Source organism: Streptococcus cristatus ATCC 51100 (genome assembly GCF_000222765.1).
GTDB lineage: Bacteria > Bacillota > Bacilli > Lactobacillales > Streptococcaceae > Streptococcus > Streptococcus cristatus.
On the sequence record NZ_AFUE01000005.1, the window covers coordinates 141751 to 156538 of the forward strand.

The 14788-nt window shown below is 34.1% G+C and carries 13 protein-coding genes and 1 pseudogene; all 14 read right to left on the reverse strand.

The window, feature by feature from the left end:
• Positions 1-536 precede the first annotated feature (536 nt).
• The gene (locus HMPREF9960_RS11100; protein ID WP_438270152.1) at positions 537-692 is read right to left on the reverse strand and encodes a sigma(X)-activator ComW; all 156 of its coding nucleotides are present in this window, start codon (positions 690-692) and stop codon (positions 537-539) included.
• 164 nt (positions 693-856) lie between these two features.
• Positions 857-1945 carry a non-hydrolyzing UDP-N-acetylglucosamine 2-epimerase gene (gene wecB / locus HMPREF9960_RS02650; protein WP_005591525.1) on the reverse strand — a complete coding sequence of 363 codons (1089 nt, stop codon included), beginning with the start codon at positions 1943-1945 and terminating at the stop codon, positions 857-859.
• Between the two features lie 65 nt (positions 1946-2010).
• Positions 2011-3456 (reverse strand): flippase, encoded by a 1446-nt coding sequence (locus HMPREF9960_RS02655; protein WP_005591524.1) that lies wholly within the window; start codon positions 3454-3456, stop codon positions 2011-2013.
• Positions 3446-5383, reverse strand: a complete 1938-nt coding sequence (locus HMPREF9960_RS02660) for an HAD-IA family hydrolase (RefSeq protein WP_005591523.1) — start codon at positions 5381-5383, stop codon at positions 3446-3448. The genes HMPREF9960_RS02655 and HMPREF9960_RS02660 overlap by 11 nt, the downstream gene beginning before the upstream one ends.
• A gap of 95 nt (positions 5384-5478) precedes the next feature.
• Positions 5479-6384, reverse strand: a complete 906-nt coding sequence (locus HMPREF9960_RS02665) for a glycosyltransferase family 2 protein (protein WP_005591522.1) — start codon at positions 6382-6384, stop codon at positions 5479-5481.
• Positions 6377-7315, reverse strand: a complete 939-nt coding sequence (locus tag HMPREF9960_RS02670) for a polymerase (RefSeq protein ID WP_255209849.1) — start codon at positions 7313-7315, stop codon at positions 6377-6379. The genes HMPREF9960_RS02665 and HMPREF9960_RS02670 overlap by 8 nt, the downstream gene beginning before the upstream one ends.
• A gap of 336 nt (positions 7316-7651) precedes the next feature.
• Positions 7652-8734 carry a glycosyltransferase gene (locus tag HMPREF9960_RS02675; protein ID WP_005591519.1) on the reverse strand — a complete coding sequence of 361 codons (1083 nt, stop codon included), beginning with the start codon at positions 8732-8734 and terminating at the stop codon, positions 7652-7654.
• Positions 8735-8777: 43 nt separating this feature from the next.
• Positions 8778-9647, reverse strand: coding sequence for a glycosyltransferase (locus HMPREF9960_RS02680; protein ID WP_005591518.1), 870 nt, complete (start codon positions 9645-9647; stop codon positions 8778-8780).
• A gap of 4 nt (positions 9648-9651) precedes the next feature.
• On the reverse strand, positions 9652-10473 hold the full coding sequence (locus tag HMPREF9960_RS02685) for a LicD family protein (protein WP_005591517.1): 822 nt from the start codon (positions 10471-10473) through the stop codon (positions 9652-9654).
• Positions 10470-11213 (reverse strand): WecB/TagA/CpsF family glycosyltransferase, encoded by a 744-nt coding sequence (locus tag HMPREF9960_RS02690; protein ID WP_174263561.1) that lies wholly within the window; start codon positions 11211-11213, stop codon positions 10470-10472. Before HMPREF9960_RS02690 ends, HMPREF9960_RS02685 begins: the two co-directional genes overlap by 4 nt.
• Before the next feature lie 4 nt (positions 11214-11217).
• Positions 11218-12594 carry a sugar transferase gene (locus HMPREF9960_RS02695; RefSeq protein WP_005591515.1) on the reverse strand — a complete coding sequence of 459 codons (1377 nt, stop codon included), beginning with the start codon at positions 12592-12594 and terminating at the stop codon, positions 11218-11220.
• Positions 12595-12622: 28 nt separating this feature from the next.
• Positions 12623-13323: pseudogene (locus tag HMPREF9960_RS02700) on the reverse strand (tyrosine-protein kinase).
• A gap of 8 nt (positions 13324-13331) precedes the next feature.
• Positions 13332-14027 (reverse strand): CspC family polysaccharide chain length determinant protein, encoded by a 696-nt coding sequence (locus tag HMPREF9960_RS02705; protein ID WP_005591513.1) that lies wholly within the window; start codon positions 14025-14027, stop codon positions 13332-13334.
• Positions 14028-14055: 28 nt separating this feature from the next.
• Entirely contained in the window at positions 14056-14787 is a 732-nt protein-coding gene (cps4B, locus tag HMPREF9960_RS02710; RefSeq protein ID WP_005591512.1) for a capsular polysaccharide biosynthesis protein Cps4B, read from the reverse strand.
• Between the last annotated feature and the right edge of the window lies 1 nt (position 14788).

Sequence of the window (14788 nt, forward strand, 5' to 3'; positions counted from 1 at the left end):
CTCTAAAACAAGACATCCAGATAACACTTAAAAGCACAGGACACTATAATTACAATCTTGTGGATTTTTTAAAAGAGTAGACTCGCTATCAAAATCGCTCAATTCAGTCACGTTCTAAATGCAAGAACTTATACATCAGATTATTTGGCATTGTTTTTCCTGAACTCCACAGAATCGTTAAAAACCCTCACAATCAGTTCATCTATGACTTACTTACAAAATATACTTCTCCACAAAAAATTGCTCGCACTTGTTTCTCATCTCTGATAAAGACTAAGCGATTAACAGCTGATAAAGCTCATCATACAAGAGGTATCAAACCTTTGATGAAGGCAAACTGAGATGAAAACTATAAAACATAGAAACAATAAAATTAATTATCGTAGGTTCCTCCTCATCTAGTTTACTACTTTGATTGATTTTAAGCTTATGATATCTGCATTCTGAAAACTAGGATTTTTCATGCGTTTGCCATGAGAGAGGAGAATTCTCGTTTTGAATTTCAGCCCCACCCTCAAAGTCTTCAGATAGCAGCGTTAAGCCATCCAATAATGATAGACGTTAAAAAATTCGATCTTCCGAATATCGTAGTGCAAGAGATAGTAAACCATATGGCACAAATGCAATTTTTGCCACTCTATGCTTGTCTTTAGGCAGCGAACATACCTCCATATAATCTCTGAACCTATTATAAGCGCCTTGAATTTCCATCAAAACTCCAGTCTTTTTGCGTTAAACTTGTTTCAAAGCTAAAAGAAGGACATTCGGTCAGAAAATTTTCTAGTCTCATTTAAAAGCTAAAAGGTAAGGTGCTAAGAAATGAGATCCCAGGGAATATTTTTGACATTTGGGAAAACTATATCCGTTTTAAGATATCTACAATCTGTTTACAAGCTGTTCCATCTCCATAAGGATTACTAGCTTTACTCATTTTTTGATATTCGTTATCTTTTTCTAAAAGTAACTTAAAGTTCTGATAAATCGTTTCTTCTTCTGTTCCTACTAGCTTCAAAGTCCCCGCTGCCACACCTTCTGGCCTTTCTGTAGTATCACGCATAACCAAAACAGGCTTACCCAAAGACGGAGCCTCTTCTTGAACTCCGCCAGAATCCGTTAGAATCATGTAGCTACGGTTCATGAAATTATGAAAATCAAGGACATCTAGTGGTTCTATAATCTGAATACGCTCAATATCTCCAAAAATCTCAGCTGCTGTTTCTCTGACTAAAGGATTTTTATGAATTGGATAAACAACCTTGACATCTGTATGTTCATTTAAAACACGCTTGACAGCCCGAAACATATGTTTCATAGGTTCTCCAAGATTTTCTCGCCTATGAGCAGTAAGAAGAATCAAACGACTTCCAGCAACCCAATCTAAGACAGGATGTGAATAATCCTCTCTGACCGTCGTTTTAAGCGCATCAATCACTGTATTCCCAGTAACATATACATTGTCGCGTCCTTCTTTTTCGAGATTTTCTCTTGCCAATTCAGTCGGTGCAAAATGACAATTCGCGATAATTGATGTCGACTGACGATTGAACTCCTCTGGAAAAGGACTTCGTAAATTGTAGGTGCGCAATCCTGCCTCTACATGCCCCACTTTAATTCCTAGATAAAAGGCTGCTAAAGCTGCTGCATAAGTAGTAGTAGTATCACCATGTACAAGTACAATGTCTGGTCGTTCATTTTCTAAAACAGGTTTTATTTTATCTAGAATACTCGTTGTAATGGAAAATAAAGTTTGATTTACCTTCATAATCTCCAAATCATAGTCTGGTTTAACACCAAACAGTTCTAAAACAGGGCTCACCATTTCTTTGTGTTGACCCGTCACACAAACAAGAGTTTCTATTTCACCTTGTTTTTTCAACTCATTTACTAATGGGCACATCTTTATCGCTTCTGGACGTGTACCAAAAACTAGCATTACTTTCTTCATTGGTTTCTCCTAAATTATTATTTATAAAATAATTAATGTAATAACTTTAACAAATTTCTAACAGTTTACGGCTTTAACTTTATAAATTGTAATAATTGAATAGTAACCTCCTCTTTTAGCAAAAGTAAGATACCTAAGTATATAGAGAAGAAAATACTTCCTGCAAGAAAAAGAGATAAAAATGGAGTGGCTAGTACAATTCGACTTTCAACTACTATTAAGATTATGGTTGCAATAACTGTTGCTAGTATAACATTTCGTAAATTATTTTTTGAAATATTACCTGCTAAGTATTTATAAGAGTAGATAAACTGAACTGTCATTTGTGTTAATTCCGCAAAAAGGGTAGCCATTGAGGCTCCTATAATTCCTAATTTGGGCATCAAAATTAAATTTAAACCAAGGTTAACAAGAGCACCTAACGAAACAGCAAACATGAAATATCTTTCCCTATTCATAGGTATTAAAATTTGATTACCTGTAATATTTGAAAAACCCGATATAACCAAAATTGGCATGAGAATTTGCATTGAAAGTGTCGCAGAAATATACTTTTCTCCTCCTAGTAATTGAATACTATTCTGTGCTTCTACGATAAAAAATGCAACTAAGGGAATAGCAATAAAGAAAATAACTGCCGAAGACTCCTTTAGCATCTTATTAAATTTTGAAGTATCTTTCTTACTAATATAAAATGATAATCGTGGCAAGAGGACTGCACTAATTGAAGTTATCAGTGAAAGTAAAATCCACTTAACTTTTGACGCTACAGAATAGTAACCCACTGCTTCATTTCCGTTAATAAATCCAAGCATAACTGTATCTAAATTGGTATAAATATTAACAGCAAGTAATGAAGCAAAAAGATAAAACATCGGCTTAAAATGTTTTTTAAATTCTAAATTTTTGTAACGTTTTATATAAACAAATTTACGGCTATGCCATACATTTAAAATGTTTGAACCTAAAGTTGAAAACAGGGTAATACCAGCATAAACAACGTAATCCGCTGGTTTTTTGACAAATAAAAATATTAATATCAACGAAAATACTTTAAATATTAATGATCGTTTCGTAATATAGGCGTATTCCTCAATTCCGCTATATAGCCAATTTAAGGCAAGTGGTGAAGATAAAATGGTTAAAGAAGTTATCAATAATAGTGAAGATTCTTTACTCAATTGTTTTATTACTAGCGCCATCCCTAATAATAACAGAGTTACCAATCCCGACATTATAATATTTATGACTGCCAGCTCCTGCACTATTCTAGAAAGTTTATTTTTGTCTTCTCTAATACTTGCAACCGCTCTGATTCCATAAGTCGATATTCCCAACGAAGCAATTAAAACACCATAATTACCTATTGAAGAAAAAAATGATACTACACCTATACCCTCAGGATTTAAAATTCTAGATACATATGGGAACGTTATCAAAGGAAAAATAATATTTGAAAGCGTCAAAATGATATTCAATAGTGCATTCAATCTAATTGATTTATTCCTCATATTTTTTCAACCTCAATTTTAAATCAGTATACTTTATCAAATATATCAGCCTAGTATACAATTCTGGAATAAACAAAAAATTAGTCCCAAAGAACGGCTTATAAGCAAAATCAACCCAGAAAAAGTTCTTTTTCTCCTTAATTAATCTTTTAAGCGATTTTTTAGCTATATTTTTAGTCACAATTTCTCCAAAATTCTCTGCTACCTGTTCCTTTAATAACCTTGAAAATGATAATAATTTAGGAAGATGAACACACTCTTTTTTTAGTGACATCGTCAACCAGAGTTCCATTTGCTCAAAAGGAAGAGAACTCAAATTCTTATATGCTTCAGCTATCTTTATAAATCCTTCAACCATCTGTTTCTGATAATTTTGCACAGCCCTATATATTTTTACATGTTTCTCGTTTTCATCTAGAACTGGAACAATCATTTCTTCCTGTTTATATTTTAAAGTTGGGCCATGATCTGCTACAAAAATATCTTCATAATAGCCAAAATTTCTACTGACAATATCAAAAAATGGAGATTTGTTAGGATAATCAGAAAAAAGCATTCCAAATTTATTATCTTTGTTCTGTACTGAATACTCATTTAGAATTAATCCTAAATAATAGCCCACAATTTTCTTATTTGGAACAGCTCTTTGTAAGCTATCCTGTATAGTCCCTTTCCATCCAACATCAACAATATATATTTCATCCTGACTTGGAGTTAATGCTTCCACATAATTTCTGAGTAGTAAACCATCTTCTTTTTCTTTATTAAATCTTGAAATAAAAACTGGGTGAGCTTTTAAATCCAATAACAACTTAGAATCAATAGTTAAGATATCTGTAAATTCTCTATTCATATCTTGAGTAATTGAAGTAATTTCATTATCAGTAAAATTCAAATTTAACAAAAAATTTTGAATTGTCATTTTTTTATATTGTCGAAAAATAATCTCGAACTTTTCATCCTCCAAACTTGTGAAAGAAGGGTATAAGGTAGATCGCCTAGAAACATAAAAATATTCTGTTTTGATTCTTTGATTTTCATAAAAGAAAATATTTTGATAAATATCAAATAGCTGTTTTAACAATTGGCCTTCGCGTGAACAAAATAAAGCAGTTTGAACACCATCTTTAACTAGTCTTTTATGCAATTCTGAGATAAAGAATACAATATCTGCCAAAAAAACATTAAAGGGGGCCTTCATACTATCTCCAAATAAGATTTGTTTATATAATCTAGCTAGTTCCCTATTTCCTGTGATAGTGTATGTGTCTTCATATTTCCTATGAATTGCTTTTAAGCCAAGAGATTTTGGGATTTCATAATCAGATTCGAAATTATCTCCTATCATAGTTACATCCTCAGGAGATAATTCCAACTCTTTTAAAAGCAACTTATAGAGATTACCTGTTGATTTACGATAAGATTTCTCACTAGAAATATAAATCTCTGAAAAATAATCTAAAATTTTGAACTTTCTTAATATCTCTTCTATAAGCTTTTTATCAGTATAAAAATCTGAAACTAGTATGATTCTCTTTGATTCTTTTTTTAGAAATTTTAAAGCTTCTAAAATTTCAGAATCTAAATATATATGCTGTAATTCTATATTTAATTCTATAATTTTAGCTTTCTCTATAAATTCCTTTTGACTCATAGTCTCCAATTGATTTTCAATTTTCCTATAAATACTTGATAAAAGAGTATCATATTCGATTTCTTCAATACCAGAATTTTTATAAGTCTTCTCAACATTTTTTCTTAAATCATATAGTATTGATGGATAGATCTCAAATTTCATTTCAAAAGCCATTTGCTTCGACCATTGATATAATATTTCTTCAGGATGACAATCTCTATGAACTACTGTATCAAAAAAATCAAATGCGACCGTTTTAGTATTTATTTTAGAAATATCTATTAACTCCATATTTCACCATATTCCTTTTTAATGTTCGTTTATTATTAGCAATATATCATGTCCTAATAAGGCCTATAAGCAAAACATAACAAAACACCAATGAATCATTCATTCTCAACAATAATAAAAGGGTAAGAAGGATCAACCCTATTAAAAACACCATCTAGATAGTATCTTATTTTATTTTTTGCATTATTCTTTCTTAATAAAAAATGGTAACCTTGTTGTAAAAATAAATATATTAAGAAACAGTAATATTTTATTCTACTATCAATATTGCGTCTAACAAATACAACCCTATTTCTCGCCATTAGATATTCCTGTAAGCCCGAAACTGATTTAATTGAGACCGAACCTTTATGGTAAATGTAACTGTCAGTCAAACATATATTTTTATAGCCCATTTTTTGTGCTTTATAGCACCATTCTGTTTCCTCGAAAAATAAGAAATAATTTTCAGGAATATATCCGATATTTTTCAAAATGGAGGTCCGAAACATGATGCAAGCGCCTCCAATATAATCGCTTTCGATTTTAGGGGGAAGTTCTATCCTCCTAGCGCCATGATTCTTTAGAGTTACAATCCCTTTATTAATAAAGATATCTCCTCCCGTTGACTGGATTAAATTATTATCCTTATACTCAACTAATGCTGGACTGACAAAAGCTACTTGAGCACTATTTTTTAGTTCATTTTTACAAGTTTCTATAAAATCAACATCAATTATAGTGTCATTGTTTAGAATACAAATATACTCATATCCTGCCTGTTCAGCATATTTTATTCCAATATTATTACCATGTGCATATCCTCTATTTTCTGAACTTACAATGATCTCTATAGGAGATAGTATATTATTTAACTTACTTACACTATCATTCGTTGAGGCATTATCAACAATCACAATCTTGTACTTTTCCGAATTTATTGCACTTCGCAGACTCTGCACACATTCAATTGTATCTTCACAATTATTATAATTAAGAATAACTATACATACCTTATCCATCACACACCTGATCTTCTATATTATGTTTCAATTTATAATCATAGTAAAATATTATAGCGAGAATAATTGCTAATGAAAAACTTCTTTGAGCACCAAAAATATTCAATGATATTGAAGTGATTATTAAATTCACTAACAAAGCAATGAAAAAAGCTCTTTCTAACATAAATTTTTCACTTGACATTCTGACAATTAGGCTTATTATTTTATAAAATATATAACCATACATAAGGAATGCCACTATTCCAAACTGAACAAATAACTCTATAAAACCCAAATCATCTAAGTACATTTTTACTGCCCCAGGACCAGCTAAAATATAATAACTATTTATATTATTTGAGGTTAGTACTCCAACTCCGGTTTTCCATATATTATTATTTAATAATCCTAGATAATATTTCAGTTCCCAGTAGCGAAAGCCAAGCCCCATGTCCATTAGTCCTGTATCAATGTTAAAATATGACCGAATGTAATCTATCCCTCCTCCAAAAATGAATGAGGAAATTGCAATTATTAAACTTATAAAAGTGACAAAACGAGTTGTTCTTCTAGAATATATAAACATCACAAAGATAGAGATTAATATTGAAAGAAGTAGTATTCGTGTCTGGTTGACAAATATGATATATAAAATTATAAACAGAGAATTGTACAAATATTTTAGATTTCTAAATTTGAAATAGAAAAAGACTGAGATAAGTAGCCCTATTACAATCAAAGGTGTTCCATCAACACGTATTGAATATTCATTCCTATACCAGAGATTCCCGTACTCTCTTAAAATAGATGGAAATAATTCTACTTTAAATACGGTATAGACTGCCCATGATATGCTTCGTACACCTAAAGAAATCAATAATATATTAACGGTATTATCTAAAACTCTTTTTAAATTACTATCACTGTTTTTAAATAAATAAATTAACACCAAGAAAAGGAAAATCCATATGTACTGTCTAGCAGCGAAAAATATATCACTAAGGCTGTACCCATACAGGACTTTCGCTCGATGGATACTAGAAGAAAAACAAATAAATAAAAAATTGCATAAAGTAAGGAAGAATTAGCAATTTTTTATTATTAATTATTAGAACAGGAACTACTAGTAACAATAAAAAAAAGATAAAATAGTTAATAAGTTTCTATGCACATATAAGTTAATAGAGAGAGCTAGAAACATTCCCACCGATAACATGACTGTAATGTAATATAGGATTTCTATGATTCCAAAATTATAACGCTTCATTCATTCCTCCAATGAAAATCATAATTGCTCAATTAACTCATGAATAATTTCTGCTCTCTTTTCCCAGGTGTTGTTTTTCAAGAAGTTTTTTCTAGCCAGCTCATCATACTTCAAGTTATTATTAGCAATCAATTTTATCAAATTTTCTTTATACTCAGAATAATCCGAATACATGTATGAAAATGCTTCAAACCTTGAAATTTCCTTATAACGAACTGTGAGAATATTTTTACCAAAATTGATATACTCATATAATTTGACAGGATCTACAGCTTCTACAATATCATTAAGCCGAAAAGGCATAATAAGAACATCTGCATCTTCAATCATATGATAAATTTCTTCATGAGGAACACTGCCCAAATAATGGATCCTATCGTGTTCAGGAATACTTGCCTTACTAATTGGACCAATCAAATTATATTCAATGTTTTTAAAATCTTTCAAACTTTGCAAGAGTACATCAAAGTCAAACCAATGACTAATTGTTCCAACATAAGTCAAAATATATTTCTTATTTGTCTTTTTGCTGCTATTAGAAAGCTTTAAAATTTTACCATTATAACCATTTCTGACTATTACAATTTTTTCTTCTTGATTGTATAAGTCATAATCAGTTAACAAATTATCTTTTAATTTTTCACTAGATACTAGGACCAAATCTGCTCTTTGCACTAATTGATTCTCTAAATATTGCAATCTCCTACGTTCAACCTTATCCTCAATAAAAGCAGAATGGTAGTCCATACAATCATATATGACCTTAATATTCGAATTACTCGAAACCCCCTCAAATTGCATTGGGTTAGTAATATATATATAATCTGGATCATAGCTTTTGACTTTTCTTCTAATATTCCATGAAACAATTTTGTCATTAAGCTGCTTTATCCTAGGAAATCTATTTACGAAAGGTAAAGCATATATTCTTGATAAATTTGTTATATTTGAACTATTATCTAAAGTCAAGCCTTTTCTATTATACCAATATCGATATATAACTAGCATTTCATAAAATTCGGATAAGCCTTCAGCAAGGAATTGGGGACGCTGTTTTATCCAATTCCAATCCACATTTGTTACGTATAATATTTTTTTCATATTTCTCTCATTCAATTTATTCTTCTAAAGTTATAGCAGTAACCTAGGTAATCTCCATCAACTTTAAAAAATAACTAGTTGATTCAAAATTACATCTGTTTGAAAATAGTGTCTTTTCTAACAGATTACTGTAAACTTGATTAGTCGCAACATTTTGATGATGCAATACCCTGATTTTGGGAGTATAGAGACGCTTGTAGCCCTTGCATTCAGCCTCGTAATCTAAAATTTCTGTTTCATAGTAAAGGAAAGTATTGGGATTAAAAGCATAGTCTTCCTTAGTGATATAATCTTTGGAGTAAATAAGAAAAGAACCATGTAGGATAGGATTTTCAACTTGATTTCTGAAATCAATTTCTTTTCCTTTACGCCTATTCTGATAGACAAAGGTTCGCAGGGCCTTGTTTGCTTTTAACCAGCATTTTATCTTTAAAGCTAAGCTAGGTTTGCTCTCCCTTTTAAATCTTTCGTTAAGATTTTTAACTTCCTCATAGCTATAGCGAGTAAGCCGCTTTGGATTTTGGTGGAGCTGGTAGGTCGTAGAAAAAATATCTGGACCAAGTATATGGAAGCCTTCCTGATGATAAATATCTGAAACAACTTCCTCAAAACTTTCTGTTTCAATCTCAATATCGTTATTCATGATAACCATAAAATCTGGATTATATTTTTCTTTAGCAAATTTATAGGCCAGATTATTCCCTCGAGCAAAACCTGCATTTTCATGATTAATCAGAACATCTATCTCCGAATCAGATTGATATATTTCTTTTAGTTTTTCGCCAGTGCCATTATCGGAAAAATTATCAATAATCACCAGCTGTTTTGGATTCGGATTAGTTTCCTTAATAGATTTGATACAGGCCAGTGTTTCTTCCAACACTTTGTAATGCAAAATAATATAACAAAACAAATCCTTAACCTCCTAAATGTGATTTTTTTTCGTCATCACTAGGTTCCTCATAACGATAATTTTCACCATAAAGCCTTTTTAGATAGTTATCAAAGTCTGTAGGAACTCTAAACTCTGTATCTTCAAAAGGCATCATGACCCCTTGACCCCAGATTTCTGATGGCATAACCTCTTTAGCAAAAAGGGAAGCATTAATCGTGCCTGCATACTTTTGTTTGTGCCAATCGTACTTTTTATAAAGCCTATCTAAGCGAGCATAGACAGAATTCTGCGGAAAGATTTTTGCAAAACCAATTTTTTTGAAAAGGCCGATGATCATTTTTTGTTTAGGAGAATGCATATCGACATGATCTCCAACATAAGTTGTACCTAGACTAGCCAAAAATCGATACCAATAAACCTTAGCAAAGTAAAATCTTCTCAATATAGAATTATTTGGAGCTCCATCTAGTGGGATAATATCAATCAAATGCAAACCTAAATTTGTATTTCTAGGTAATCCTAAGCGTTTTCTCTCATCCTCTAATAAAAAGAGACGGGGAAAATAGCAGTGTAGGCTATCACTATATTGGTAACAAAGTACCTGATATTTACCAGCGATAATACGATCTTTAAAAATGGTAGGCAACCTATCATACCCTTCTCTAGGGATGGCCACATCCATATCATCATCCCAAGGAATAAAACCATTATATTTGACGGCGCCCAAGACACTACCACCACGAAGGAAAAAATCGATACCGTGTTCCCCACATATTTTTCTAAATTCCTTAATAGCATCTAACTCTACTTTTTGAATTAAGGCAAGCATTTCTGTTTGATTCAAAATTGATATCCCCTTTTCGCCTTTAAAATTTTCCTTACAAATGTAGCATTCCCCACAAAATAGCGCTTAAAAAGTCGTTTAGGTTCATTTGCAACCCTAAACAACCATTCTAAGTGAGACTTTTGCATCCAAAGAGGAGCACGTTTGATATGACCTGACAGAACATCAAAACTGCCACCTACCCCCATAAAGACTGCTTGAAGCCCATTGTCCAAAAATTTTTGAATCAGGTACTCTTTTTTGGGTGAAGTAATGCCGACAAAGACTAGATCCGGATTTTTCACCCGAATATCTTCCTGAATAGCTTCCTCGTCATGTTCTGTAAAATAGCCATTTCGAAAACCAACTACCTTAAGTTGTGGATAGGTCCCCTTAAAAATAGATAACATATCCTGTAGAACTTCTTCCTTAGCTCCTAAAAAATAGACAGAGTATCCCTTTCTGTTAGACAAGTTCAGTAACTCTTGCATAAGATCAATCCCAGCAACGCGCTCAGGAATTGACTGACCTAAAAATCGACCAGCTAATACGACCGAAGCCCCATCTGCATTGATGATCCCCGACTCATTGACTATCTTCTTGATAACTTCATCCGAATGACATTGATTGATCTTGTCCGCATTTACCCCCATAAGATGAAGAGGAGTTTTTTCAATAATAATTCTATCTACTTTCTCTACCGTTTCGGCCATTGTTAATGGGTCAATATTAATGCCTAATATTTGAATTCTGTTAACCATTCCTCTACTTCGCTCCATCTTTCATTAGTACGACTTTGACAGTCTTTAGTAAAATTTTTATATCCGACCAGATGGTCCAATCATCAATATAAGACACATCTAGTTTTACAACATCATCAAAATTCGTGATTTCACTGCGGCCGCTGACTTGCCAAAGGCCTGTGATACCTGGTTTGAAACTCAAACGTTTTTTCTGTTCAGGCGTGTATTTCTCATATTCATCCACAGTTGGTGGACGTGTACCGACCAGGCTCATATCGCCTTTGAGGACATTCCAAAATTGAGGCAGCTCATCCAGACTTGTCTTGCGAATAAAGTGTCCAATCGGCGTGATACGAGGATCATTATCGACCTTAAACATGCCGTCTGACATTGTGTTTTGCGCCATCAGCTCTTTTTTGCGCTCTTCCGCATCCACCGCCATAGAACGGAATTTATAAAATTTAAAGATACGACCATTCTTCCCAACTCGATCTTGAGAGAAAATGGCTGGACCGCCATCTTTTTTGATCTGAGGCACTAGGAAAATAGCAGCTATCCCACAGAGCAATAAGCCAAAGAGGGCACCAACAATGTCTAGAAGTCGTTTCAAAAGGACATGGTAATAACTATAGAAACGAGTTGAGAACGTCACGATATTAAAACCAGCCACATTACGAATGCGCTTCTCGCCATTGGTTGGGAAATCTAGGGCATTGATATTAACATTGACGTCGATTCCCATGTGCTCAAACTGAGAAATCAAATCTTCCAAGCGATAGAGGTCACTAGGTAGGTTGATAAACACTTCATCCACTACTGACCGGGTTGCGTACTCAATCATATCTTTTTCCAGCACTACATCAAAAGCAGAACTTGTAAAAGAAGGATCATCCACTACTGTGACTGCCACTATCTGACCAACAAAGTCTTGTGCTTTTTCAATTTGAGCAAAAAATTTTCCTACCCTAGAACTTGTAGTAATGACAAAAACCTTTGTACTGTTTTTTGACCGAGCATGAATAGAAGAATAGTAGTTTTTGAACAAAATATTGGCCGCATAAACTAATAGGCCATTTAGTAAGATAAAATAGATGAGCCCTCGGCGCGAGATAGAGAAGTGTTCCTCCATGACAAAGGAAGCAAAAGTGACAAAGAGGGCATAGAAGGCACTGTATTTTAAAGTTTGGATGAACTCTACAAAATAACCTCTGCGGAAAAAGTGATGAAAATAATTGCTGATGTAAAAAGCAAGAATATGAAGCAAAGAGAGAATAAAGACACTTGTCCTTGTCAAGTCAGAATTAGAAATAAAGCTCACTAAAACCGCTGCTAGCATAGACACTAGCAGTTCTAATACAGCTACTCCTAACTCTTGAATTTCCCTTTGCTTTCTAAACATATAGTCTTTCCCGCTTTTCTTCTATTCTTTACTCTTCTTTACTCAAATTATCCCCATAGTGTCCATAGGAACCATAGAAACCGTATTTGTCTGCTTGCACATTGTATTTATTTAAGACCACGCCAAGGAATGGTGTGGACGATTGTTCCAACTGCGTTTTAGATTTTTGAACCATTTTCCGTTTGACTTCATTTGTCGATACGACTAAAAGGCTAGCATCGCAAACTTTGGCAATCAAGGTTGCGTCTACCACCATACCAATAGGCGGCGTATCCACAATAATATAGTCGTAATGACGGCGCAAGACGCTCATCATAGTGGTAAATCGTTCACTCTGGAGAAGAGCCGTTGGATTAGGTGACGCTTGTCCTGAGGTGATGACGAAGAGATTTTCCTCATCCGTTTCACACAGTCCTTGAGATAGGTCTGTATTTCTCGCAAGATACTCTGTCAAGCCAGAAACCTTCTCACCGCTCTTAAAGACTCCACCTAGCATTTTTGAATTTCGGATATCTGCATCAATCAAAAGTGTCTTATGACCCGCCTTGGCAAAGGTCAGGGCAAGATTGGTTGAAGTTGTCGTCTTTCCCTCACCTGGGAAGGTAGAACTCACAGCAATCACCTTGATATCTTCACCGCTAAGTTGGATATTGGTCCGAAGGGCATTATAATACTCCTCTACCCGTGAAATAGAAATTTTTTCTTTTTTGCTAACTCTAGTATTGGCATTGTATCTCCTAACCTACCTTACTCATATCTGGGATGACACCAAGCAGGGTCATTCCTAGGGTTTCTTCGATATCTTCTGGCTTCTTGACACGGTCATCAAGGATTTCCACGCTCACTACTACAAGGACCATCAAGACACCACCCGCAAGCACTCCAATGATAGTATTGCGACGGATGTTTGGAGAAGACGGTGTTTTTGGTGTTTCTGCTTCTTCCAGCGTTGTAACGTCGGATACCTTGGTAACAGCGATGATCTTCTCAGCAGCAACTTCACGCAAAGTATTGGCGATACGGCTTGCTTCTGCCGGATCTGCATGCGTAACCGTAATAGACACAATCCGAGTATCTGTTGGTACAGTCACAGTTACCTTAGATGCCAAATCAGATGGTGATCCTGACAGTTTCAATTCTGAAATGACTGATGCCAAGACATCTTGAGACAAGATTATTTCCTTGTAGTCCTTTACCAGATAAGAACCTGCCTGCAAGTCTTGGTTTGTCAATGTAGGATTTTCGCCCTGCTGACGATTGACAACGTAGATACGCGTCGTGCTCTTATAAGCAGGTTTGGCAATAAAAACGCTATAACCTAGAGCTAAAATCCCCGTCAATAAGGCAGTTAAGATAATTAAAAATTTCCGTTTCCAAATTGTCTTCAACAGAGACAACACATCGATTTCGATCATTTGATTTTCTTGATTCATGTATTTACTTTCTCCAGAGTTTGATTGATTAAATAAACTCGTTACTTAATAAGATTTCTTGGTTCGTCTTAAAGAGTTCTTCCGCACGCGCAGCGCCATATTTTTTCGCGACAATCTGATAGGCCTTTTGCATATAAGGCGGTCTGTCATCGAGATTATGCATATCGCTGGCAACGAAATGGACCAAATCCCGTTCTAGAAAGAACTGAACACGCTTTTTCATAAATTTGTAACGATCACCAAAGAGCTTAGGATTCAAAATATTTGAACTATTGACCTGCATATAGCAGCCCATATTGATCAATTCACTGACCTTGTCTTCGTCATTTTCTAGACAGTGATAGCGCTCGATATGGGCCACTACCGGAGTCATACCGAGGCGAATGACATTGCCCAAGGCGGAATGAATATCCTTGTAGGGTGTATTCATGCTAAACTCGATCAAGATATACTTGGTGCCACCTAGACTAGGAAATGTCCCCTCTTCTAGCTTTTTTAAAATATCACTAGTATAGTAAATCTCCGCTCCATATAGCACGGTCAAATCGTCAGCAACCTGCTTCGCTACCTCCTGAACTTGCTTGAAGTTTGCTGCAATCTTTTCTTCGGGCGTTTCAAACATGCCCTTTCGGCGATGAGAAGTAGAAATAATGGTGCGAACGCCCTGACGATAGCTTTCTTCGAGCAGACGTCGGCTATCCTCTAGCGTCTTAGGGCCGTCATCCACATCAAAAATGATATGCGAGTGAATATCAATCATG